The sequence below is a fragment of the Hymenobacter sp. IS2118 genome (assembly GCF_000715495.1).
In the GTDB taxonomy this organism is placed as follows: domain Bacteria; phylum Bacteroidota; class Bacteroidia; order Cytophagales; family Hymenobacteraceae; genus Hymenobacter.
The window spans coordinates 13558-36746 of sequence record NZ_JNLX01000150.1 but is presented as its reverse complement, the minus strand read 5'-3'; the positions used below and the strand labels follow the sequence as shown (position 1 = coordinate 36746).

Below are 23189 nucleotides of genomic sequence, written 5' to 3'. Positions count from 1 at the left end.
CCTAGCGGCCCTGAATGCGGTCCAGCACTTGTTCGGTGGTGTAGCCCTGCACCTTCATTTCCTGAAAGCCAAATACCCGCACCGCTTCCTGTAGCGTGGGCATGTCGGAGCTGAGCAGGGTGGGCGGAACAAACACCTGCTTCTCCGTCGGAATCTGGTAGATGAAGCGGGCGAAGCGCTGAAACTGCTCGGGCGTGGCGTACATGAGCGTGGCTTCCTCGGGCGACGAATACAGCAGCGACAACGTCCCGTTCGGGTGGCTGGCTGCTATTTCGGGCCGCTCATTGGGCAGCAGCATGTTCAGGAAGGTGTCCAGGATTATCTGGTTGGTGTTGGCGCCCAGCAGCACCACGGCCGCGCGCTTGCTTTTCTTTTCCCGGCGCTCAAAGTGCAGGGCCGTAGCCAGCCGCAGCACTTCGGTGGGGTAAGTGGCGCGGCTCACATCGAAGCTGGCCGAGCGCAGCAGCTGCTTGGGGTGGAAGCTGAACTGTTCGCCGCGGTTTTGAAAGCGGTTGGTGCCCACCACCACCTGCTGCCCGCCGGCAATGCGCCGGAAGGTTTCGGTGGCCACGGCCTTGATTTCCTCCAGCACCTGCGCCCGCACGGTGGGCAAGCCCCCGGCCGCCTCCATCTGCTGAAACAGTCCCCAGGCTTCCTGGGCCAGCAAGTCGGTCAGGGTTTCGAGATAATAAGAGCCGGCGGCAGGGTCGTGCACCCGGCCCAGGGCCGACTCCTCGCGCAGCAGCACCGGCAGGTTGCGGGCCAGCCGCCCCGAAAAGTCGTTGGTTTCGGCGTAAAGGCTATCGAACGGCGCCACCGCCACCGAATCGGCCCCGCCGAGCACGGCGCTCATGGCCTCGGTGGTGTGGCGCAGTAAGTTAGTGTGCGGGTCCAGGGTCGTTTGCGTCCAGGAGGCCGTGGCGGTATGCACGCGCAGGTGTTGGCCGAGCGCGGCGGGCAGGCCAAAGGCGTGCAGCAGCGTGGTCCACAGCCGCCGCAGGGTGCGCAGCTTAGCCATTTCGACGAAGTAGCTGGGGCCAATGGCCACCTGCCAGTGCATGGCCGCCGCCACCTGCGCCACGTCGATTTCCTCGTTGGGCAGTCCGGCCAGCAGGGCCGCGGCGGTGTTCAGGCCAAAGGCAATCTGCTGGGTGGCCGTGGCGCCGCGGTTGCCAAAAAACGCCGCGTTGATGGCCAGCGCCTGAAACTCGGGCATGCCGGTGGTCAGGTGCACGCAGCGCCGCAGCGCCGGGCGGTAGTCGGCCAGCTCGGCACCCTCGGGCGCGGAGCCGGGCGCGAAGCGTAAAAAGCCGCGCAGTGGCGTGCCAGGGGCCGCATCCAGCAGCTGGGCCAGCCACACATCGGGCGCCGCCGTCAGCGTGTAGCCGATGTAGGTATCGGCCAGGGGCAGCTGTTCGGCCAGGTAGTGCGTGGCAAACGTGGTGGCGTCGGCTAGTACAAAGTGGATGCCGTCGGCCCCGCTGGCCAGGGCCGCCGCGGCCTGGTCGATGGCCGCCCGGCCCTCGCCGGCCGGCACCTCAATGGTCGGCATATTCCGCCACGGCGCCGGCGGGTGGGGCAGGGGCGCGGGGGCGCCACCCAGCGCCGTCAGCGCCTCGCGGTGGTAAAAGGGCTCCACGCTAAAGCCATCGGGCAGGGGCCAGCGCAGGGTGGCCGGGTCCCGTCCTTTCAGGTCGCGGGCAAGGCGGGCCTGCCATTCGGCAGTGGTCACGGCCGGAAATTCGGCAAAGGAAACGGGCGTGGCAACCGGAGTATCGGACATGGCGGTACGGAGGGGGCCGCCAGCACGGGGTCGCGCGGCAGCAGGATAAAAGTGTCGGAAAGATACCGCTACCAAGCGGAAGGGGACCATGCTGTACCCGTTGAAGCCAGAAAGCAGACGTAATTTTGTCCTGCGTTGGCACTCCGTTAATGCGCTGATTTTTACTTCTGCCAAATACTTCGAATTGTAATGCTAAAAGCTACGCTCATTGCTTCTTTATTCCTGCTTTTTAATTGTGTTGAAACCCTGGCGCAGTCCGATTTCCGGCCGGGCTACGTGGTGCGGCCCGAAGGCGATACCCTGCGGGGACTGGTTGATTACCAGAGCGCGCAGCGTAGCGCGGTGGGGTGTCGTTTCAGGACGGATGCCGCGCAGGCCGTGCAGGAGTTTGTACCGGGCACGGCCCTGGGCTACGGCTTTGTCGGAGCCAGCCGCTACGAGGCGCGCCTCACCCCGCTGGCGGAAGTGGCAGCCCCGTCGTTGCCCGCCCAGCTGCAGTTTGTTGAGATAATCGTGCACGGGCCTATTTCCCTGTACGCTCGCCGCGATTTGCAGCGTCACGACCATTACTACATCCGCGGGGCCGGGGCCACTAGCAGCACAGAACCCCTGCAGGAACTGCGCCGGCTAAACGAAACCATAATCAATGCCAAAGGGCAGAAGTTTGAACGCTACAACAACGAGTACGTCGCGGTGCTGGCGCAGGCGTTTAAGAGCTGCCCGCAGGAACAGTTGCGAGTTAACCAAGTGCAGTTCGGGCTGCGGTTTTTTGTTGATGCCGTAACCCGCTACAATGCGTGCGTGAACACCACGCCTGACAGCCTGCTGCCTCAGAACCCAACTTTGGCAAGCCGTAGCGGCCGGTTGCACCTTGAAGTGCTGGCTGGAGTACACCGCAGCACCCTGCGCGTCGACAACGACCAACTCAGTCTGAACGGGCCGTACAAATCCGGCTTTAGTCCGGTTTTGGGGCTGGCCGCTGGCTACAACCTTTCAAAAATTAGTAAAAAGCTGTCTTTTCGATTGGAAGCGCTCTATGACCGTCAGGCCTACGACGGGGTGTACACCTACCAGTCCCGGTCCACTAATAATACCTTTCGGGAGGAAGCGCGCCTGCGCTTGCAGTACATCCGCATTCCCGTTCTTTTTCGCTATTCCCTTCCCAAAGGAGCAGTTCGTCCGTTTGTGCAGGTTGGAATAAGCGGGGCTTTCGCCCTGCAACGGCAAGTGGAGTCCCGCAATATTTTGGTTGATTTCGGTAGTAATCCTCAATTCAGCGTGTGGAAACCGGCACTCGAAACCCGTAAAATTGAACAAGGGTTCGTGGCCGGAATAGGTGCGAGCGCTGGCCGGTTAGCGGGCCGCAGCTTTGGCGCCGAGTTCCGTGCCGAGATAACTAACGGTTTCAGCGCCATTGTAAGCTCCGGCACCACCGTAAAGCGTTTTTCGGCCCTGCTCAGCTACGATTTAACCAAGTAACAGGTCGTACCAATAATGTTTAAGTTTTCTTCAAATTCGACTTTTCGTACCTGGCTGCCACTTCTGAGCCTCGCGCTGGCCACCGGCTGCCAGCGCGCCGCCTACCAGCCCCGTGCCACGCTGGTGCCGGTCACCAGCCAGCCGGTGGGCAAAACCCAGGCCGAGGACCCCGCCGTAGCGGCCCTGATCGCGCCTTACCACGATAAGGTGACCGCCCAGATGACGGAGGTGCTGGGCATGGCGCCCGTGGCCCTGGTCAAAACGCCGGGTGAGTCGCCGCTCGCCAATTTTGTGGCCGACCTGCAGCGCACCCGCGCCAGCCAGGTGCTGGGCGAGGCCGTGCCCCTGGGCGTGATGACCAACGGCGGCCTGCGCGCCGGTTTCGCGGCGGGCCCGGTTACGCTGGGCGCCGTGTTTGAGCTGATGCCATTTGAGAATCAGCTGGTGGTGCTCGATGCGCCCGGCCCGGTGGTGCAGCAGCTGTTTGAGTACGCGGCGCGCATCAAAATGGCCGTTTCCGGCGCTACCTACGCCCTCACGTTCGACGGCCTACCCAAGGACATTCGCATCGGTAATCAGGCTTTCGACCCCAACCAGAACCGGACCTGGGGCATTGCCATTTCCGATTACCTGGCCTCGGGCGGCGACGATATGGCCTTCTTCAAAACCCTGCCGCCCCGGCCCACCGGCGTGCTGCTGCGCACCGCCATTGCCGACCATGTCCGCAGCCTCACTCAGGCCGGCCAGCCCGTGACGGCCAAAGTCGAAGGCCGCGTGCGGCAGTAAAGCTTCGGAACCTCACTATATAACTATTCGATGACTACCCGCCGCGATTTTCTCCGTCAATCCCTGCTCGGTACCGCCGGCCTCACCGTACTCGGCGGCCTGACCAGCTCCGCCGAGGCCGCCGTTGGTGCCAAAGCGCCCACCAAGCTCACTATTCTGCACACCAACGACATGCACTCCCGCATCGAGCCTTTTCCCGACAATGGCGGGCAGTGGGCCGGGCTGGGCGGCATGGCGCGGCGCGCGGCCCTCATCAAAGATATTCGCAGCAAAGAATCGAACGTGCTGCTGCTCGACTCGGGCGACATTTTTCAGGGCACGCCGTACTTCAACTTCTTCGGCGGCGAGCTGGAGCTCAAGCTCATGAGCGAGATGAAGTACGACGCCAGCACGCTCGGCAACCATGATTTCGACAACGGCCTGGATGGCCTGCTGCGCCAGCTGCCCAACGCCACGTTTCCCTTCCTCGTGGCCAACTACGACTTCTCCAAGACGCCTTTGGCGGGCCGTTTCGCGCCTTATAAGGTGTTTGAGAAGCAGGGCGTGCGCATTGGCGTGTTCGGCCTGGGCATTCAGCTCGCAGGCCTGGTGGGCGATATGAACTTTGGTGCCACCCAATACCTCGACCCGGTGGCGAAAGCCACGGAAACCGTGGCCCAACTGCGCGGCGCCGAGAAATGCGACCTGGTTATCTGCCTCTCGCACTTGGGCTACAAGTACGAAGGCGCCAAAATTGACGACCGCAAACTCGCGGCCCAGGTTTCGGGCATCGACCTGATACTGGGCGGGCACACCCACACGTTCCTCGACGCGCCTGAGCCTATTGCCAGCCCCGATGGCCGGCCCACCTTAATAAATCAAGTGGGCTGGTCGGGTATAAACCTGGGAAGGCTGGATTATGAATTTTCGCCGAAAACAAAACGAGGCGGTTTAGCAAGTGCCTCTGTGGTGCCCGTTCGCGCCGCCTGTTAAAAGCTCGGAATAAACAAGCTGATTCCGGCTTTTTTAAGTGCAGAGTTTTCCACAATTTTGTCCCCCTCTAAGAAAAAGCCGGCGGCGACTGCCCTGGGTTTTATCACTGTTTTTGCTCCGGATTTTCGTTCGGTCATCACTCAATTAACTCATGCTCAAAGATTTTCGCACGGTTTGGGCTAGCTGTTTACGCAGCATCTCGGCGGAAATCGGGGAGCAGAGTTTCAAAACCTGGTTCCAACCCATTGTTCCGGTCGAGCTGAAGGGCAATGTGCTGACCATTCAGGTGCCTAGCGCCTACTTCTACGACTGGCTGGAGGAGCACTACGTGGACGAGCTGCGCCGGGCCCTCTACCGGGAGCTTGGGGCCGATGGCCGCCTCGAATACAGCGTGGTGGTGGACCAGGGCAACGAGCAGGCGCCGCCGCGCGCCCTGCACCTGCCGCCGCCCCGCAAGCAGGCCGCCCCCGACCCGCGCGACGCACCCCAGCCCATGCCCACGGCTCCCGTGCCCACGCCCGTGGGCAATCCGCTGGCTGGTAGTGCCCGCGCCGCCTCGGCGCGCTACGTGAACTCGGCCGCGGTGCGCACCACTCCACGCGGCAACAACTTCAGCAACAGCGGGGCCGATACGCTGACTCCCGCCCGCAACCCCTTCGACACGGCCAAGCCCGTGGACGGCAACCTCGTGCCCTCGCAGCTCAACGGCTCCTACACGTTCGACAACTATATTGAGGGCGACTGCAACCGCCTGGCCCGCTCGGCGGGCCTCGCCGTGGCCAATAAGCCCGGCACCACCAGCTTCAACCCGCTGATGGTGTACGGCGGCGTGGGCCTGGGCAAAACCCACCTCGTGCAGGCCATCGGCAACCACATCAAGGCCACCGCGCCCGAGCGGTTCGTGCTCTACGTATCGGCGGAGAAGTTTACGAATCAGTTTATTGACAGCGTGCAGCGCGCGCAGGTGCAGGACTTTGCGAACTTCTATTTGCAAGTCGATGCCCTGATTCTGGATGACGTGCAGTTTCTGGCCAACAAGGGCAAGACCCAGGAGATGTTCTTTCACATCTTCAATCACTTGCACCAGTCCGGCAAGCAGATTGTGATGACCTCCGACCGGCCGCCCAAGGACCTGCAAGGGCTGGAAGACCGGCTGCTGAACCGCTTCAAATGGGGCCTGACGGCCGACGTGCAAAGCCCGGATTTTGAGACGCGGGTGGCCATCATTCGCAACAAGATGGAGCAGGACGGCATCGATATTCCGCCGGACCACGTGGTGGACTACCTCGCCAACTCGGTGCATACCAACGTGCGCGAGCTGGAAGGCGTAATTGCCTCGCTGGTGGCCCAAAGCAGCCTTTCGCGGCGCGACATCGACCTGGAAATGGTGAAGCAGGCCCTGCGCCACATCATCGAGGAAGTGGAGGCCGAGGTAAACCTCGACTTCATTCAGAAAACCGTGGCTGCGTACTTCAGCATTCCGGTGGAGCTGCTGAAAGACAAAACCCGCAAGAAGGAAGTGGTAACGGCCCGGCAGGTGGCCATGTACTTTGCCAAGCACCACACCGCGCACACGCTGAAAACCATTGGTTTCCATTTCGGCGGGCGCGACCATACCACGGTGATGCACTCGGTACAAACCGTGTCGGACCTGGTGGATTCGGACAAGAAATTCCGCGACCAGGTAGACGAGCTGCGGAAGAAGTTCGCGAAGAAATAGCGGCACCGTTTCCGGGGCTGCGTCGTTACATTTGGGAAAGCCTCTGCCTTATGGAAACCCTTGCCCCGGAAATTTCCGACTACGAGCTCGAACGCGGCAAGCCCAGTCCCAGCCTGAAACATGCACTCATTCAAGGAAATTTAATTCAGTTTCTGCGCCTTAACCTGGGTAATGATTATCTGGTGCTGCCCGAACTTAGTCTGGCGCTGGATGCCCAGAAAGCGGTGCCCGATGTATCCGTTTTCCTGCGTGCAGCGCTTGATTTGGCGGTTGAGCAGATTGCCGTGGCGCAAGTGCCGCGCACGGCAATCGAAATCCTCTCGCCCACGCAGTTGATTGCCGAGCTGCTGGAGAAAGCCGCGCGCTATTTCGCGGCCGGGGTGCAGTCGTATTGGTTGGTGGTGCCCGAATTGCGGGCCGTGGCCGTATTCTCCGAACCTGGCAAATACAAGTATTTCTACAACGGCCAGACGTTGGCCGACCCGGTAACAGGGGCCGAAATTGTGGTAAGCCAGCTGTTTGACTAGCTCTAAGCCGTCGTGGCTGTTGGGCTTATTTCCTGCAAAGGCACACCGTGAGTGGCCGCAAACTGTCGCACCTGCTCGCGAAAGCTTTGCTTACGCATTTTGCCCTTCACCTCGCGGAGGTTGAGGGAGTAGATTTCGCCGTCTTTTTGACGCACCCGCAGCGCGCCCGTCCTCAGCTCCAGGCCGGCAATGTTTTCGGCGGCGAATACCTGTTTGGGGCGGAAAAGGCCGTTTTTGTGCACGATGTAGCCGGGCGTAAACTCCAGGTAGCTTTGGGTGCCGAAAATGGGGGCGTTGTTGACCAGCACGTAGCCGAGGTACACGAAGGTGAACACCAGAAACACCCAATGTAGGAAGTGGTAGTCCTGCGCGCCAGTATCGCTCAATATCCCAAACAGCACGTAGGCCAGCCAAAATAAACCGATGGCGAGCTGGCCCCAAAAAGGGACGCGGGAGGTGTTGGCGGGGCGGAGGCGGATGCGGGTGGTACCAGTGGGCATGAAGGCAAATTTAGTAGCTAGTTGTTGGTTGTCGGCTGTCAGGCTTAAAAAGAACGTCATGGCTCTCCCTACAACTGCGTAGTCGCAAGGGAAGCCATGACGTTCTGGGGAGGTTAAGGCACCAGAAACCTAGCCAACGAATTTCGCGTCGAGCGTCATTTCGGGCACGGCGCCCAGCGCTTTCGAGACGGGGCAGTTGGCCTTGGCATCTTCAGCGTGCTGCTGGAAGTCTTCGGCCGTGATATTGCCGCCGCTCACTTTTCCTTCGGTACTCACGTGGATGCGCTCAATGACGGGATGGCCGTTGTTGGGGTTCATCGTGACGGTGCTGGTCGTGGTGATGCTTTCCACCTGATGGCCGTGCTTGGTGAGCACGCTGGTCAGGTACATGGTGTAGCAGCCGGCGTGGGCCGCGCCAATCAGCTCTTCGGGGTTGGTACCGCCTTTGCCTTCGAAGCGGCTGCCAACGGAATAGGGCGCATTGAGCGCGCCGCTTTCGGTGCTGAGCGTGCCACTGCCTTTGATGTCGCCGGTCCAGGCGGCGGTGCCTTTGTGGTCTGCCATGATGTAGTGAGTTGGTGAATTGGTGAAATTGTGAGGTAGGCGTTGGCTTGCCGCCATACGGCCAGCCCAAAGCTTAACGCGAGCCCGCTACGCAGGTTGCCGCCACGCTACCCGCCGGATTCGGCCAACGTACCTTCGCAGCCCTTCCAACGGCCCTTTACTTCGGAATTATGGGACTGAAAGCAACCCTGAGCCAGCCGCTGGCCCGCTACATTGTCCGACGGTACCACCGGTGGCAGCACCGCCCCGAAGCCACGCAGCTGGCGCTGCTGCAAACCCTCGCGGCTACGGCGGCCAACACGGCTTTTGGCCGCGCTCACGACCTGGGTGGCATTCGCACGCCTGCCGAGCTGGCCCGGCAAGTGCCCGTGCGCGACTACGAAGCCCTCAAGCCTTATTTCGACCGCACCCAGGCCGGCGAGGCCGACGTGCTCTGGCCCGGCCACCCGCTGTACCTGGCCAAAACCAGCGGCACCACCAGTGGCACCAAATACATTCCCATCACGCGGGCCAGCATTGCCAACCACATCGATGGCGCGCGCGACGCGCTGCTTTATTACATCTTCCGCACCGGTCGTAGCCAGTTTCTGGATGGCAAGCTGATATTTCTGTCGGGTTCGCCGGAACTGGAAATGCACCACGGCCTGCGCACCGGCCGGCTCTCGGGCATTGCCAACCACCACGTGCCAGCATACTTACGCCGCAACCAGCTGCCCAGCTACGAAACGAACGTCATCGAAGACTGGGAAACCAAGCTGGAGCGCATCGTAGATGAAACGCTGGGCGAAAAAATGACGCTGATTTCCGGCATTCCGCCCTGGGTGCAGATGTACTTCGACCGCCTCACGGCCCGCACCGCCCGGCCCATCAAGGACATTTTTCCCGATTTCAACCTGTTCGTGTACGGCGGTGTCAACTTCGAGCCCTACCGCGCTAAACTCTTCGAAAGCATCGGCCGGCCGGTAGACAGCATCGAGCTGTTTCCGGCCTCCGAAGGCTTCCTGGCCTTTCAGGACGAGCCCGGCAACCCCGGGTTGCTGCTACTGCTGAACAGCGGCATCTTCTACGAATTCGTGCCCGCCGAACGGTTTTTCGAGCCCGGCGCGCCCCGCCTTACCATCGCCGACGTGGAGCTGGACCGCAACTACGCGGTGGTGCTCACCTCCAACGCCGGCCTGTGGGGCTACTCGCTGGGCGACACCGTGCGCTTCGTGAGCCTGGCGCCGCACCGCGTGGTAGTCACCGGCCGCATCAAGCACTTCCTCTCGGCCTTCGGCGAGCACGTGATAGGGGAGGAGGTGGAGCAGGCCCTGCGCGAGGTAATGGCCCAAACGCCCGAAGTGGAAGTGACCGAATTCACTGTAGCTCCGCTCGTGAGCGACGACCCCGCCATGCCCTCACGCCACGAATGGCTGGTGGAATTTGCCCGCGCGCCGCACGATGCCGCCGCTTTCGCCGCCGCGCTAGATGCCGCGCTGCGCCGCCGCAACACTTACTACGACGATTTGCGGAAGGGCAGCATCCTGGTGCCTTTGCAACTCACAGCGCTACCGGCCGGGGCGTTTCGGCGCTACATGAAAAGTCTGGGCCGCCTGGGTGGGCAAAACAAAGTGCCGCGCCTGGGCAACGATAGAAAGGTGGCCGAAGGGCTGCTGCTTGCGGGGTAAAATCCGTAACTTGTAGGATGCTTCGTCTCGATAAAACTGTTTCCCGCAAAACCACTTTGCACGCCAACCAGGATGCGGAAGATGTGCTGTTCTGGCTGACTAAAACCCCCGAGGAGCGCATGGCAGCTATTGAAACCATTCGCCAACAGACATTCGCATTTCACCTCTTCAACACCGATGAAGGCCAATCAGCTCAGCCCCGACTTCAAAGAGTTTGTCGAATTATTAAACGCCCACGAAGTTGAGTATCTGATTGTCGGTGCCTTCGCCGTAGCGCGGTATGGGGTAGTGCGCAACACCGGTGACATTGATGTGTGGATGCGGCAGACGCCGAAAAATGCGGCGCGGCTGGTACAGGTGCTGGCCGATTTTGGCCTGACTAGTCTGGGTTATACTGTTGACGATTTTATGGAAAAAGATATTATCGTCCAACTTGGGTTTCAGCCTTTTCGGATTGCTGTACTTACGGTTATTGATGGGGTGAGCTTTGAGGAGTGCTACCCCAACCGGCAGGAATCGGTGCTAGATGGAGTGCCCCTTGCTGTCATCAGCATCCACGACCTGCGCCGTAACAAAGCCAGTACCGGCCGTGCTAAAAACCAGGAAGATTTGCGGCTGCTAAGCTTAGAAAAACCCAATGAGGAATAATGCGCCTCGCCTTCGACCTCGATAACACCCTTATTCGCTGCGGCCACTACTTTCCGCTCGCAACGCCCCAACGGCGCATGCTGGCCAGGCTGCTGAGTAATGAACGTCTCCGTCACGGCATTAAAGAACTGACCGATTACTGCCGGCAGCGCGGCTGGGAAGTGTGGGTGTGCACCACGTCGTACCGCAGTGCCTGGCGCATCCGGCGGCTGTTTTGGCTCCATGGCATCCGGCTCGATGGTGTGGTGAACCAGCAGCGGCACGAGCGCGAAGCCCGCGCCCGCTGCACTAAGCACCCGCCCAGCTTCAGCATCGACTTACTGATTGACGACTCCGAGGGCGTACGCATCGAAGGCGAGCGGCACGGCTTCCGGGTGCTGGTGGTGCGGCCGGAGGATGTGCAGTGGGCGGAGAAGGTACGGGCCGCGCTGGATTCGTTCTAACTTACCTTGCTGCCAAAGCTTTTTTGTTTTTACCTAATGCCGAACTACCCCAGCTTGTTGCTGCCGACCTGCACTGAAATACTCATCGTATGGGGCCAAACCGTAGCGGTACCCAAAGCGCAGCTTCAGTTTCGGGCTTGGGATGGACCGGCGCTTGAGGATACGTTCGGTAACAAGCCCTTGATTGATTTCGGTGGCCGTCCGGTTTTTGCCGAGTTGTGTGTTTACGAGCTGTTCCGGCTTTCCGGCTGGGATGCTCGCTGGGTTGAAACTTATGGTGCACCCGCCAAAAGCCCCAAAATGTTCACCAGTTGGCTCAACACCCACCGGAGCCAACAGCAACACCAGCCATTGACCGAAGCTTGGGTAGCCGAGTTGCTGGCCGCTATTGCCGCGCACAATAACGGCCGCTACGGCGGCTGCTGGGACGTGCTGGGCTGGCATAACGATACGGCCATCTTTGCTGAACTGAAACGCCTCAAAAAAGACCGGCTGCAAACCACGCAACCTGCTTGGCTGGAAGCAGGATTGAAAGCAGGATTGCAGCCCGAAAACTTTCTGCTCGTAGAATGGGACTTTCTGAAATAGCTATGACCAAATCCGCCCTCCACGTCCTCTGCCACGCTTTCATCGAGCAGCGCATCAGCGCCGCCCGCACCGCCATGCAGGCGGCCCAGGAGTCGTCCAGCTCCGAAACCAAGAGCAGTGCCGGCGACAAGTATGAAACCGGCCGCGAAATGGCCAACGCCGAGCGCGACCGCAACGCCGCCCACATGCAGCAGGCTCAGCAGCTGCAAGCCGAGCTAGCGCGCCTCAACCCCGAAGCAGCCTGCGACAGCGTGCGCCTTGGCGCATTGGTAGCCACGAGCATGGGGCAGTTCTACATCAGCATCAGCGCCGGGCAGCTGCCGGGGTCCGAGGTGTTTGCCGTGTCGCCGGCCGCGCCGGTGGCCGTGGCGCTCAAAGGGCTGCGGGCCGGCGAGCAAGCCGTGTTCAACGGCAAAGCCGTGCGGGTGCTGGCCGTGGAGTAGGAGCGGAGTTGCCCTACCGGGCCAGCCACTCTGCTTGCAGGGCGGGCAGCCGGCCGCTGCCTTCGGCGAGCCACTGCACGGCCGAAGTGGTATCGTCGAAATAGTGCGATTCGAACCTAATGGCGGGCTTTATCAGGTCGTGGAGCGCGTCGATGGCCAGTTGATTGTGCAGCCTAGTGCTATCGATGGCCAGGATGAGGTGCGCCAGCGGCAGCCGCACTATTTCGGGCATCCAGTGCGCCCCCAGCCACCATTCATCTTCCAGCGAAATATTGGGCACGCTGTTCATGTCGAGCAGCAACACACGTACCGCCCGCTCACGAGCCAGGGCCAGCAGTTGCGTGGCGCTGGCTCGCAGTGTGTGCGTGGCCGCCCCGGAAACCCATTCGAGCCGTAGCAGACCCAGGACCTCATCGTGTTGCAAACGAAAATCGGGAATGCTACTGATTATCAAAATAACGCATCTTCGATGCCTTCGGATGGAAATACGTGCTTCAGATTTGCGGGGTCAATGGTTGCGGTTGCAGGCCAGGGCAGGCGTCGCGAAGTTCTCGGTGCGCCCCGTCTATTTCCAGTCGCCGCCACCGTCGGCGGGCGCCTCGTTGTCGGGTTTCACGAGGCGGAACTCGACCCGGCGGTTCACTTTGGCGTCGGCGTCGGTTATCTCATCTTTGAGGGGACGCGAAGCACCATACCCGAGGCTTTCGATGCGGCCGGACTGGAGCTTGCCCTTGCGCTCGATGTATTTGCGAATTTCCTCGGCGCGGTCCTGCGACAGCCGCTCGTTCACGTCGGGGTCGCCGCTGGTGTCGGTGTGCCCGCCGATGTTGAGCCGGAACGTGGGGTGGTCGACCAGAAAAATGGCGATGCGGTCGAGGGTGGTGTGCATGGCCGGCAAAATGGCATACTTACCCTGCTCGAACTCGATGTTTTTGAAAATCAGCGGCAGCTTGTAATCAATGCTGTTGGTGAGCAGGGTCATTACCGTGTCGCCTTTCAGCTCAAACTGCTTCTCCACGCTAAAAAAATCGGTGCTCTGAATGAGCATGGCGTAGCGGGAGCCTTCCATCAGCTCGAAATCAAACGTGCCGTCGGGCCGGATAAATTTGCTGGCGACTTCCACGCCATTGTCCAAATCGATGATGCTGACGATGCCCTTGAGCGGTTTGCTGGACACCGAATCGAGCAGCGTGCCCTCGACGCGGGTGGTGGCCAGGGGCTGCGCTTCCATGGGCAGCGGGAAGGAATAAAGGTCCAGGTTGTTCAGGTCCTCCGCCTCAGAGCGGGCGTAGTAGAGGTTTTTGCTGTCACGGTCGATGGTAAAGTAATATTCCGAGCCCTTGCCGTTCACGAGCGGCCCGATGTTGCGCGGCTCCTGCCAGCGCCCGCCCACTTTGTAGGTCTTGTAAATATCAAAATCGCCAAAGTTCAGCAGCTGCCCGCGCGAGCTGAAATACAGCACGTGGTAGAGTGGATGGTAGAACGGGCTGACCTCGCTCTCGCGCGTGTTCACCACCGGCCCCGCATTTTGGGCGGGGCTCCATTGCCCGTTTTTCAGCTTGTGGGTGAAGTAGATGTCCGACAAGCCGAACCCGCCCAGCCGGTCCGAGGCAAAATACAGCGTGTCCTCATTTTGCGACAGCGTGGGCTGCGAGTCCCAAGCCGGCGAATTCACGGCGCTGCCCAGGCTTTTGGGGGCGCTCCACTTGCCATCCGGGCCCTTGGTGGCCGTAAACAGGTCGCAGTTGCCGCGACAGGTCGTGCATTCGCAGCGGGCAAAAAAGATGGTGCGGCCGTCTTTGCTCAGGCAGGCCGAGCCTTCGTTGTTGGGCGAGTTGATGGGTTTGGGCATGGGCTCGGCGTCGCTCCAGCTCACGCCCTCGCGGCGCGAAAAGTACAGGTCCTCATCCAGCACACCGGTCAGGCCCCGGCGCTTGCGTTTGCTGCTGAAGAGGATAAGGGAGTCGTTGCCGCCCATGGCCGGGCCGTAGTCGGGCGATTTCGTATTCACGGCGTCGCCCATGGTGGTGTACACGCCGCGGGGCGGATGAAAGGTGTTGAGGTTTTTGCGGTACTCCACCAGGTCGTAGTACGTTTTCAGGGGCACGTACAGGTCCTGGTTTTTTTGCTCCAGTGAGTCATAATACAACTGCACCTTTTTGATGTCGGTGCGGTGGTGCTTGAGGGCGAGGCGGTAGTAGGCTTTGGCCTTCACCTGCTGGCTGTCGCGCTCCAGCAGCTGGCCCAGGCGCCAGAGCATGTCGGTGTTGCGGGCAAAATTGACGGGCCCGAAGTGCGCGACGTAGTCTTCGAGCAGCAGCCGGGCCTGGTGGTACTGGCGGCGGCGCTCAGCCTTGGAAATGTCGCGCAGTTCCTTCTTGTTTTCGTAGTAAGGGTATTGGTTGATGTTGACGAAATCGGGCGTTCCGTCGGGCCGCAGGCTCAGCTTGCGGCTCTGGCGGCTATTTAGGGCCCGCACGCGGTAGTTTCCCCCGATGCCGGTGGGCGGCAGAGCGGGCTTGGCGGCCGGCGGGGTTTTAGCGGCGGCGGGAGCGGGCCTGGTGGCGGGCGTGGCCGAGGCGCCACCGCTGGTAGTATCGGCCGATGGCGAGGCGGCGGCAGGAATCGGTTTCGTCGGCCGGCGCTGGGCCTGCACGCGCGGCGCGGCAGCCATTCCCAGCATCACCAGGAAAATAAACTGGCATCGGCGCAAGAATAGGGACATTGGTAGAGTACTAAAAATATAAAGATGCGCAAGTTGCCAAAAAATTAGGGATTTATTAACAATACTTGCGCTGGTGGGAACGCGCCGGTGCGCCGCTTTGGCGGGTGGCCCCCCGCTGGCACGGCCCTTGACGCGAAATCGGGCCGGGAAGCTGTACCTTGTACAGGCCCTTTCCCGGAGCCGTGGGCTGCCAATGTGGCATTTGCCCGCCCTGCTTTTGGCCTTATCCTCTTCCATGCGTCTGGCATCAATTCACTCTTCTGTTCTAACTCCTATGCGGAGTGGCAGCGACTCTAATTCTCAACCCGAAGCCATCGCCATTATGGCCGCCGACCCCGACCACCTCCTGCGCGGCGACGACGCGCCGCCTTCGCTGCTGTTGCTCTCCGTGCGCAACACCGTGCTGTTTCCGGGCGTGGTGCTGCCGGTCACGGTCACGCGTAAAAAGAGTATCAAACTGGTGCGCAAGGCCTACACCGCCGACAAGCTGCTGGGCGTAGTAACCCAGCGCAACCCCGACGATGCCGAGCCCACCACCGAGGAGTTGCACCCTGTGGGCACGCTGGCGCGCATTCTCAAGCTACTGGAACAGCCCGACGGGCAGGTGACCATTATTTTGCAGGGGCAGGTGCGCTTCACCATTGAAGAGCAGCTCACCTTCACGCCGCTGCTCACGGCCCGCGTGAGCTACTTCCCGGAAGTGGCCCTCAACCCCGACGTGCCGGGCGAGTTTGGGCTGCTGCAAGCATTGCGCGAAGCCGCCACCAAGGTGCTGGAGCTTAGCCCCGAAATTCCGATGGAAGCCAGGGCCATGCTTGATGGCATTCAGTCGCCGGCCTTTCTCACCCATTTTCTGTCCAGCAATGTGCAGCTTGATTTGCCCGCCAAGCAGAAGCTGCTGGAGCTGGCCGACCCCGAGCAGCAAGCCCGCCAACTCCTCGAAGCCCTGCTCAGCCAGGCCGAGCTGCTCGAAATCAAGCAGGATATCCGTTCCAAAACCCACACTGGGATTGATGCGCAGCAGCGCGAGTATTTCCTGCGCCAGCAGCTCAAAACCCTGCAGGACGAGCTGGGCCAGGAAGGCCCCGACGAGGACGTGAGCCGCCTGCGCGCCCGCGCCGAAACCAAGAAATGGCCCGAGAGCGTGGCCCTCCACTTCAAAAAGGAGATGGAGAAGCTGGCCCGCACCAACCCCATGGCCCCCGACTATTCGGTGAGCCTGAACTACGTGGAGTTTCTGCTGGACCTGCCCTGGGGCGAGTTTACCAAGGACAAATTCAACCTTAAGCAAACCAAGAAAATCCTCGACGCCGACCATTTCGGCCTGGAAAAAGTGAAGGAGCGGATTCTGGAGTACATCGCCGTGCTCAAGCTGAAGCAGGATTTGAAGGCGCCGATTTTGTGCCTCTACGGCCCGCCCGGCGTGGGTAAAACCAGCCTGGGCCGCAGCATCGCGGCAGCAATGGGCCGCAAGTACATCCGTATGAGCCTGGGCGGCGTGCGCGACGAAGCCGAGATTCGCGGGCACCGCAAAACCTACGTGGGCGCCATGCCCGGCCGCATTATTGCCCAGATTAAGAAGGTGGGCGTGTCGAATCCCGTCATCATTCTCGATGAGATTGACAAGGTGAGCACCGACTTCCGCGGCGACCCCAGCTCGGCCCTGCTCGAAGTGCTCGACCCCGAACAAAACGCCACCTTCACCGACAACTACCTGGAAGTGGAGTACGACCTGAGCAAGGTTCTCTTTATTGCCACGGCCAACTCGCTCGATACCATTCAGCCCGCCCTGCGCGACCGCATGGAAATCATCGACCTAACCGGCTATACCCAGGAAGAAAAGGTGCAGATTGCCCGCAAGCACCTCTGGCCCAAGCAGCTGAAGGACCACGGCCTGGGCGAAGCCGAAGTGAAAATAACCGACGCCGCCCTGCATCGCGTGGCCGACGACTACACCCGCGAGAGCGGCGTGCGTGGCCTGGAGCGCAAGCTGGCCGCCGTGACGCGCAACCTGGCCCGCCGCAAGGCCGGCAAAGAGCCGCTGCCCGCCGTGATGGAGCCGGCCGAAATCCGCAAAATCCTCGGCGCGGCCATTTTCGACCGCGACCAGTACCAGGACAACGAAACCGCTGGCGTGGTCACGGGCCTGGCCTGGACCAGCGTGGGCGGCGATATTCTCTTCGTGGAAAGCCTGTTGAGCCGCGGTCGGGGCAAGCTCACGCTGAGCGGCCAGCTGGGCGACGTGATGAAGGAATCGGCCATTACCGCGCTGTCTTACCTGCGCTCGCGGGCCGATGAAATCGGCATCGACTGGCGCCTGTTCGAGCAGTACGACCTGCACATTCACTTCCCCGAGGGCGCCGTGCCCAAAGACGGCCCCAGCGCGGGCATCGCCATTTTCACCAGCATGGCTTCGGCCTTCACGCAGCGTCGGGTGCGCCCGCGCCTAGCCATGACTGGCGAAATTACCCTGCGCGGGAAGGTGCTGCCCGTGGGCGGCATCAAGGAAAAGCTGCTGGCCGCCCGCCGCGCGGGTATGAAGGACATTATTCTGTGCCCCAAAAACCGCAAGGACATTGAGGAAATTCAGGAGGAATACCTCAAGGGCCTCACCATTCACTATGCCGACCGCGTGGATGACGTGCTGCGTGTGGCCTTGCTCGACGAGCTGGTGCCCCGCCCGCAGAAGCTGCCCGTGCGCGACGAGCCCGTGCCCGCCGCCGGCCCCAGCGTAGAAGTGCAGTAAAAAAACCGATTAGTTGCTCCGAGCACCCGATTGCTCTTTCGGAACGGGTTATTACTCCCTCGGAGTGACTTATTAGGTGGTCTGAGCTGCCTGTTGCTCGTTCCGAGGGAGTAGTAACCCGTTCCGAGGGAGCAATAACCCGTTCCGAGCCTCTTTTCAATTGCTCCGAACGGGCAGAAAGTGCTTCGGAACGGGTTAATTCCCGTTCCGAAGTACTTTCTGCCCGTTCGCGAGCGTTTGGTGCCTTTGCAAGGGCTCCTTGCCGCTTAACTTAGCCATATGAAGCACATTTTCGCATACCGGCTGGCCGGTTTTTGCTTATTGTTGGGAATGGTCGGGTGGGAGCCCGCCGCCGCGCAGCAGTTGGGCGGCGGCAAGGTTTTTCCGTTTCTCGACCTGCCCGTGGGCGCCCAGCAAGCCGCTTTGGGCGGGCACAACGTGTCGAGTCGCAACGACGACCCGAGCATGCTCTTTGCCAATCCGGCCCTGCTAAACCCGGACATGGACGGCCGGCTGGCGCTGAGCTACGTGGCCTACGTGGCCGACATCAAGCAAAGCACCGGTGCCTACGTGTTCAATACCGAGAAGTACGGTCGTTTGGGCGTGGGCATCACCTACCTCAACTACGGCAGCCTGGAGAGCTACGACGCGGCCGGCAACAGCCTCGGCACTTTTGGGGTGAACGAGTATACCGTGGGCGTGTCGGACGCCTACACCAAGGGCAAGTTTACGTTTGGCGCCACCGCTAAGCTGGCCGTGTCCAGCATTGCCGGCGACCGCTCGTTTGCCGGCGTGGGCGACGTGGGCGTTGTGTTTAAGAACCCCACGCAGGATTTTACAGTGGGACTGGCGGCCAAAAACCTGGGGTTCCAGTTTTCGCCCTACCCCGGCACCGACCGTGGCCCGCTGCCGCTCGATGTGCAGCTGGGCGCCACCATCAAGCCCGAGCACATGCCGCTGCGCATTTCCCTCACCGCGCACCACCTGCAACAGTGGGACATTCAGTACCTCGACCCCAACCAGCGCGGCCCGATTGATGGCAACAATGTGGAGCAAAAGCCCAAAAAGAGTTTTGGTGACAACCTGGCCCGGCACTTCACAGCGAGCGCTGCCCTGGTGCTCAGCAACAACTTCAACCTGCGCGTGGGTTACAACCACCTCCAACGCCGCGAACTGCGCCTCGAAAACACCAGCGGTAGCGCTGGCCTCAGCTTCGGCGTGATGCTGAAAATCAGCGGCTTTCAGCTTGACTATACGCACGCGGTGCTGCAGGCCGCCGGGTCCAGCGAGTATTTCACGCTGTCGCGCAACCTCGATTCGTTGTTTAAGAAGAAGGAATAGCCCATTCTTTGTTAACAGCTAAAACGTCATGCTCATCCGGCGGCTGCTTGCCGAAGCAGCTCTATCGTAGCAGTAAAATAAATTGCTTGCGCGGTGGGAATGCTTCGGCAAGCGGCCGCCGGATGAGCATGCCGGTCTTTTGTGCTTTATCTCATTTCAACTACATGCTCAACCAGGATTTTTTGACTCCGGCCCAAATTGTGGCCGAGCTTGATAAATACATCATCGGCCAGCACGATGCCAAGCGCTACGTGGCCATTGCGTTGCGCAACCGCTGGCGCCGCCTGCACGCGCCCGCCGACATGCAGGCCGAAATTGTGCCCAACAACATCCTCATGATTGGGGCCACCGGGGTGGGTAAAACCGAAATTGCCCGCCGCCTCGCGCACCTGGCCGATGCTCCGTTTGTGAAAGTGGAAGCCAGCAAGTTCACCGAGGTTGGTTACGTGGGCCGCGACGTGGAAAGCATGGTGCGCGACCTGGCCGAGCAAAGCGTGAACCGCGTGAAGGCCCGTCGCCAAGAAGAAGTGAAAGCCCAGGCCGCCGACGCCGTGGAAGAGCTGATTCTGGGTGCGCTGATTCCCGCCGTGTCCCGCCCCGCCGGCACTAAGTCCGGCCTCGGCTTTGGCGGCGGTGGGGCCGACGACATGCCGCAGTCCGACGCCGAGCTTAACGAGCGCACCCGCGAGCGGTTCCGCCAGAAAATCAAGAACGGCGAGCTCGAAGACCGTCGTATCGAGATACAAGTGGCGCAGGCCGGGCCCAGCCTTGGCGTGATGGGTGCGCCTCCCGGCATGGACGAAGGCACGCTCTCGGGCCTGCAGGACATGCTGGGCAACATGATGCCCAAGAAAACCCGCAAGCGCAAAGTGACCGTGGCCGAAGCCCGCAAGCTGCTGCTCGACGAAGAGGCAGCCAAGCTCATCGACATGGATGAGGTGAAGGACGAAGCCATCCGGCAGGCTGAAAACGCGGGCATCATCTTCATCGACGAAATTGACAAAGTGGCCAGCAGCGGCAGCCGCAACGGCGGCGGCGGCCCCGACGTGAGCCGCCAGGGCGTGCAGCGCGACCTGCTGCCCATCGTGGAAGGTTCGGCCGTGAACACCAAGTACGGCATCGTCAACACTGACCACATTCTGTTCATTGCCGCTGGCGCCTTCCACGTCAGCAAGCCCAGCGACCTGATTCCCGAGCTGCAGGGCCGCTTCCCCATCCGCGTCGAGCTGCAAAGCCTGACCAAACACGACTTCTTCCGCATCCTCAAGGACCCCAAAAACGCGCTTACCAAGCAATACGAGGCACTGCTCAAGGCCGAAGAAGTGGAGCTGACTTTCGATGACGCAGCGCTGGAGCGTATTGCCGAAATCGCCTCGCAGGTCAACGAGGAAGTGGAAAACATCGGCGCCCGTCGCCTGCATACCGTCATGAGTCGCCTGCTCAACGACATTCTGTACGACGTGCCCGACAAGATTGGCCCCAACGCCCGCATCCTCATCACCGCCGACCTCGTGAACGAGCGGCTGAATGACATGGTAAAAAACCGGGATTTGAGCCAGTATATCCTCTAGCATGTGCTTTCCATAAAATTTGGCGAGGTAGCAAGAGCCTTCTCAATCAGATTAAGCTAAGAGCCACACCTGAAACTATCGTCGACCTCAAACCGCTCCGCCATACGTTGGGCCTTGTCGGCAGCAGGCAAATAGTTGTAAACTGTGCTCCAGGTATGGACATTAAGGATGTCTTGGGCCAACCGGATTTTTATTGCTTGTGGATAACGGGCGGCTAGCTACCGCATTAATTTGGTTCTACTGGCGCTTTGTGCGCCGAGCGCGGACCTTATGCAGTTGCTGGCCGGTGCACGGTTGGCTGTAAAACTGATGGTGCATTTTGATACAGCATCATGGCGTACCTATTAGGTGCCGGACCACAGCGCTGGAGCTTTACCTAGGGGTGAGCTCCAGCAGGGTGGGAGCAAGCCGATAGTTTTTAACAGACAGCGTAGCGTCCCGCAGGGAGTTAATTGTGTCAGGTGAGCTGTGTGCGCCAGAGTGAGGTCAATACGGCCTCTCCTCATATTCTGATATACCAATAAGCTTTTTGAAGAGGATAGCAAGCGTAACACTGGGTGCGGATATGATGCTACGTCCCAGAGCGATATGTTATACAAAAAAAGGCCCAATCGTTAAGATTGGGCCTTTTTTTGTATAACACGGTTATTTCAGCCGAGAGCGATAAACGTACTACCGCACGAGAACCGCTGTGAAAAAGCGCCGCTCTGTAGTACCACCTCCTACTGCTTCCACCGTTAGCGTGTAGGTGTTGGCACCACGCGACGAGGCCGGGGCAGTACCCGCGCCAATAGGGGCACCATCGGCATCAGCACGCAGGCTGTTGGCAGGAATAGTAATGGTAGCCACGCCGTTGGTTACCGGAAAGCTACCCAGATTGACCGTTCTAACCGTGCCAGTGGTATAATTGGATATAACGTTTACCGTGCTGGCACCAGCAGCCCCAACTTTGAGTGTTATGGTGCTGCCAACTATGTAGTCGGCGGTGGTTTTATTAATAGCATCATCGAAGATAATGCTAAACTTGGAGCCAACGTTAAAGTTGGGCTCCTCCTTTTCGCAGCTGGACAAAGTGACTATGCTCAGCAGTAAAAGCAACAGGTTTAATGAGATTTTTTTCATGAGAAAGATTGAAAAGAGGAAAAAATCCGAGGACGGCAGCTGTTGCCTTCCCGTCCCCGGAAATTATCGGTTAGCGGCCTGGGTCCCAGAATACCGTGGGAGCCGTCAGGTCAGGCCGGGCTGGAGTGTTGGTTGGGTTGGCCACGCGCTCCAGGTCGGGGTAGGGTAGTACGCGCAGTACCTGCGGCTGCAAAGCACCTACTGGCAGCGGCAGCACGGGAAAGCCCGTGCGCCGGTAGTCCGTCCAGGGTTCTACCGCCACACCGAAATTGGCAATAAATTTCTCCTCGATAATCTGTTGAATGGCGTTGGCGGACGTCAATGGCGGGCGGGCTGCGATGTAGGCCGTAGCGTCGCTACCGGCAACACTGGCGGCAGTCATTGAAGCCGTAATGCCAGCGTTGAATGATGTTTGAGCGAGCGCTAGATTATTGGTGCGGGCGTAATACTCGGCCAGAATGAAGTTGTGCTCGGCGAAAGTCAGCATCCGGATGGGTGCCGAACCGTCGTAACTGTTGATACCGGTACCAGTGCGAATGCCCCGCAAATAGGTACCCATCCGCGAAAACCGTATCTGGGGAGCTCCAGCCGCGCCGGTGCCATTTTGTGCCCCTACGTAGGTACCGGCAGGATTCTGTGGTGCTGGTGCAGCCAAGCTGGGCTGTTCGGTGAGGAAAGTCGTACGACGGGGGTCTTCTTTCGCATTCATCAGGTTCACCAGCGTGGTGCTGGGGAAGAAGGTGCTGGGACGCGACTTTTCGAACTGGTCGATGGAATTGTTTTTGTTAGCTGCCGCTTCGAAGTCGAGTTCGAAATTGTCCTCGTTGCCAGTCATCACCGGTCCCGCAGCCAGAACGGCCGCAAAGCTCGCATCGGAGGTTTGCGATAATTTGGGGAAGTTGTGCAGGTACAAGCGCAGCTTCAAGGTGTTAGCAAACTTTTCCCATTTCACCAGGTCGCCGGCGTATATCAGGTCGTCATCAGCCGGGCTAGTAACCGACGTCTTCTTCAGGTCCGCGATACCTGAGTTGAGCAACTCGATGATACCGGTATACACAGCAGCCGAGGCATCGTACTTGGGCTGTAGGTTCTGGTCGAATTTGAGCGCTTCTGTAAAAGGAATATCGCCAAAAGCATCCGTGGTTACCGAAAACAAGAAGCCTTGCATAATCTTGGCCACGCCCGAATAGGCAGGGCTAGTGGCTGCAGACTGGTCGATTAGCTTTTGCAAATCGGCCTGCGCCCCGCCAAAAATGTTGCCCCGCCACGCATTGTTAAGGTCCGTGGCCGTGATGTTGTAACGGTCGTACTCAGCCGTCTGAATTCCCGAGCCGCCCTGCCCGGCAAACTGCTGCACGATAAGGGCAGAATAGCGGTGCAGGTCCGACCCCATCAGGAAGCCGAGGTGCGCCTGGCCGGCAACGAGTACGTTGGGGGCCGGGGCCTCCAGTACAGCGTTCGGGTTTTGGTTGACGTCGAGGAATTTGTCGCACGAGCTCAGTGCAAGAAGACTTGCTACCAGTGCGAACGAAGTGGTCCGGTTATTAACTTTCATGATTTTGAA

20 protein-coding genes are annotated in these 23189 nt (G+C 60.2%); 13 read left to right on the top strand and 7 right to left on the bottom strand.

Features of this window, described 5'->3' with window-relative positions; translation table 11 throughout:
• Window position 1 precedes the first annotated feature (1 nt).
• Complete coding sequence (locus GM79_RS15605) at window positions 2-1783, bottom strand: methylmalonyl-CoA mutase family protein (protein WP_035565644.1); 1782 nt, start codon at window positions 1781-1783, stop codon at window positions 2-4.
• Between the two features lie 189 nt (window positions 1784-1972).
• Between GM79_RS15605 and GM79_RS15600 the strand changes: the two genes are divergently transcribed.
• From GM79_RS15600 to GM79_RS15580, 5 genes are all read left to right on the top strand, one after another.
• The gene (locus tag GM79_RS15600; protein ID WP_035565641.1) at window positions 1973-3262 is read left to right on the top strand and encodes a porin family protein; all 1290 of its coding nucleotides are present in this window, start codon (window positions 1973-1975) and stop codon (window positions 3260-3262) included.
• Between the two features lie 15 nt (window positions 3263-3277).
• Window positions 3278-4048 carry a 5'-nucleotidase C-terminal domain-containing protein gene (locus GM79_RS15595; protein ID WP_051718954.1) on the top strand — a complete coding sequence of 257 codons (771 nt, stop codon included), beginning with the start codon at window positions 3278-3280 and terminating at the stop codon, window positions 4046-4048.
• A gap of 30 nt (window positions 4049-4078) precedes the next feature.
• The gene (locus GM79_RS15590) at window positions 4079-5020 is read left to right on the top strand and encodes a bifunctional metallophosphatase/5'-nucleotidase (protein WP_035565638.1); all 942 of its coding nucleotides are present in this window, start codon (window positions 4079-4081) and stop codon (window positions 5018-5020) included.
• A 151-nt stretch (window positions 5021-5171) separates the two neighbouring features.
• Window positions 5172-6740: a chromosomal replication initiator protein DnaA gene (gene dnaA, locus GM79_RS15585; RefSeq protein ID WP_035565636.1), complete on the top strand. Its 1569-nt coding sequence runs from the start codon at window positions 5172-5174 to the stop codon at window positions 6738-6740.
• A gap of 50 nt (window positions 6741-6790) precedes the next feature.
• Window positions 6791-7267, top strand: a complete 477-nt coding sequence (locus tag GM79_RS15580; RefSeq protein WP_035565633.1) for a Uma2 family endonuclease — start codon at window positions 6791-6793, stop codon at window positions 7265-7267.
• A gap of 2 nt (window positions 7268-7269) precedes the next feature.
• Here GM79_RS15580 and GM79_RS15575 read toward each other — a convergent pair whose 3' ends face one another.
• Entirely contained in the window at window positions 7270-7767 is a 498-nt protein-coding gene (locus GM79_RS15575; RefSeq protein WP_161787194.1) for a hypothetical protein, read from the bottom strand.
• Between the two features lie 129 nt (window positions 7768-7896).
• The gene (locus GM79_RS15570) at window positions 7897-8331 is read right to left on the bottom strand and encodes an OsmC family peroxiredoxin (RefSeq protein WP_035565627.1); all 435 of its coding nucleotides are present in this window, start codon (window positions 8329-8331) and stop codon (window positions 7897-7899) included.
• 170 nt (window positions 8332-8501) lie between these two features.
• Here GM79_RS15570 and GM79_RS15565 point away from each other — a divergent pair, with 170 nt between their 5' ends.
• The 5 genes from GM79_RS15565 to GM79_RS15545 all read left to right on the top strand — a co-directional run bounded on the left by GM79_RS15565 (window position 8502) and on the right by GM79_RS15545 (window position 12120).
• Window positions 8502-9998: a GH3 auxin-responsive promoter family protein gene (locus GM79_RS15565; protein ID WP_035565626.1), complete on the top strand. Its 1497-nt coding sequence runs from the start codon at window positions 8502-8504 to the stop codon at window positions 9996-9998.
• A gap of 129 nt (window positions 9999-10127) precedes the next feature.
• Window positions 10128-10646, top strand: a complete 519-nt coding sequence (locus GM79_RS15560) for a hypothetical protein (RefSeq protein WP_152560024.1) — start codon at window positions 10128-10130, stop codon at window positions 10644-10646.
• Window positions 10646-11089: a hypothetical protein gene (locus tag GM79_RS15555; protein WP_035565619.1), complete on the top strand. Its 444-nt coding sequence runs from the start codon at window positions 10646-10648 to the stop codon at window positions 11087-11089. Before GM79_RS15560 ends, GM79_RS15555 begins: the two co-directional genes overlap by 1 nt.
• A gap of 36 nt (window positions 11090-11125) precedes the next feature.
• Window positions 11126-11677: a hypothetical protein gene (locus GM79_RS15550; protein WP_035565617.1), complete on the top strand. Its 552-nt coding sequence runs from the start codon at window positions 11126-11128 to the stop codon at window positions 11675-11677.
• 2 nt (window positions 11678-11679) lie between these two features.
• A complete protein-coding gene (locus GM79_RS15545) occupies window positions 11680-12120 on the top strand; it encodes a hypothetical protein (protein WP_035565614.1) in 441 nt (146 codons plus the stop codon).
• 13 nt (window positions 12121-12133) lie between these two features.
• Here the strand turns inward: GM79_RS15545 and GM79_RS15540 are convergent, their stop codons facing one another.
• Both GM79_RS15540 and GM79_RS15535 read right to left on the bottom strand, forming a co-directional pair.
• On the bottom strand, window positions 12134-12544 hold the full coding sequence (locus GM79_RS15540) for a hypothetical protein (protein ID WP_035565611.1): 411 nt from the start codon (window positions 12542-12544) through the stop codon (window positions 12134-12136).
• A gap of 141 nt (window positions 12545-12685) precedes the next feature.
• On the bottom strand, window positions 12686-14845 hold the full coding sequence (locus tag GM79_RS15535; protein ID WP_051718953.1) for an OmpA family protein: 2160 nt from the start codon (window positions 14843-14845) through the stop codon (window positions 12686-12688).
• A 274-nt stretch (window positions 14846-15119) separates the two neighbouring features.
• On the opposite strand from GM79_RS15535, the gene lon reads away from it, so the two are divergent.
• The 3 genes from lon (at window position 15120) to hslU (ending at window position 20503) form a co-directional block, all read left to right on the top strand.
• Window positions 15120-17591 (top strand): endopeptidase La, encoded by a 2472-nt coding sequence (gene lon / locus GM79_RS15530; RefSeq protein ID WP_035565608.1) that lies wholly within the window; start codon window positions 15120-15122, stop codon window positions 17589-17591.
• Between the two features lie 279 nt (window positions 17592-17870).
• Complete coding sequence (porQ, locus tag GM79_RS15525; protein WP_051718951.1) at window positions 17871-18932, top strand: type IX secretion system protein PorQ; 1062 nt, start codon at window positions 17871-17873, stop codon at window positions 18930-18932.
• Between the two features lie 164 nt (window positions 18933-19096).
• Window positions 19097-20503, top strand: a complete 1407-nt coding sequence (gene hslU / locus GM79_RS15520) for an ATP-dependent protease ATPase subunit HslU (RefSeq protein ID WP_035565605.1) — start codon at window positions 19097-19099, stop codon at window positions 20501-20503.
• Window positions 20504-21175: 672 nt separating this feature from the next.
• Here hslU and GM79_RS15515 read toward each other — a convergent pair.
• Both GM79_RS15515 and GM79_RS15510 read right to left on the bottom strand, forming a co-directional pair.
• A complete protein-coding gene (locus GM79_RS15515) occupies window positions 21176-21625 on the bottom strand; it encodes a hypothetical protein (RefSeq protein WP_035565602.1) in 450 nt (149 codons plus the stop codon).
• Between the two features lie 70 nt (window positions 21626-21695).
• A complete protein-coding gene (locus GM79_RS15510; protein ID WP_035565599.1) occupies window positions 21696-23180 on the bottom strand; it encodes a SusD/RagB family nutrient-binding outer membrane lipoprotein in 1485 nt (494 codons plus the stop codon).
• Window positions 23181-23189: the final 9 nt, after the last annotated feature.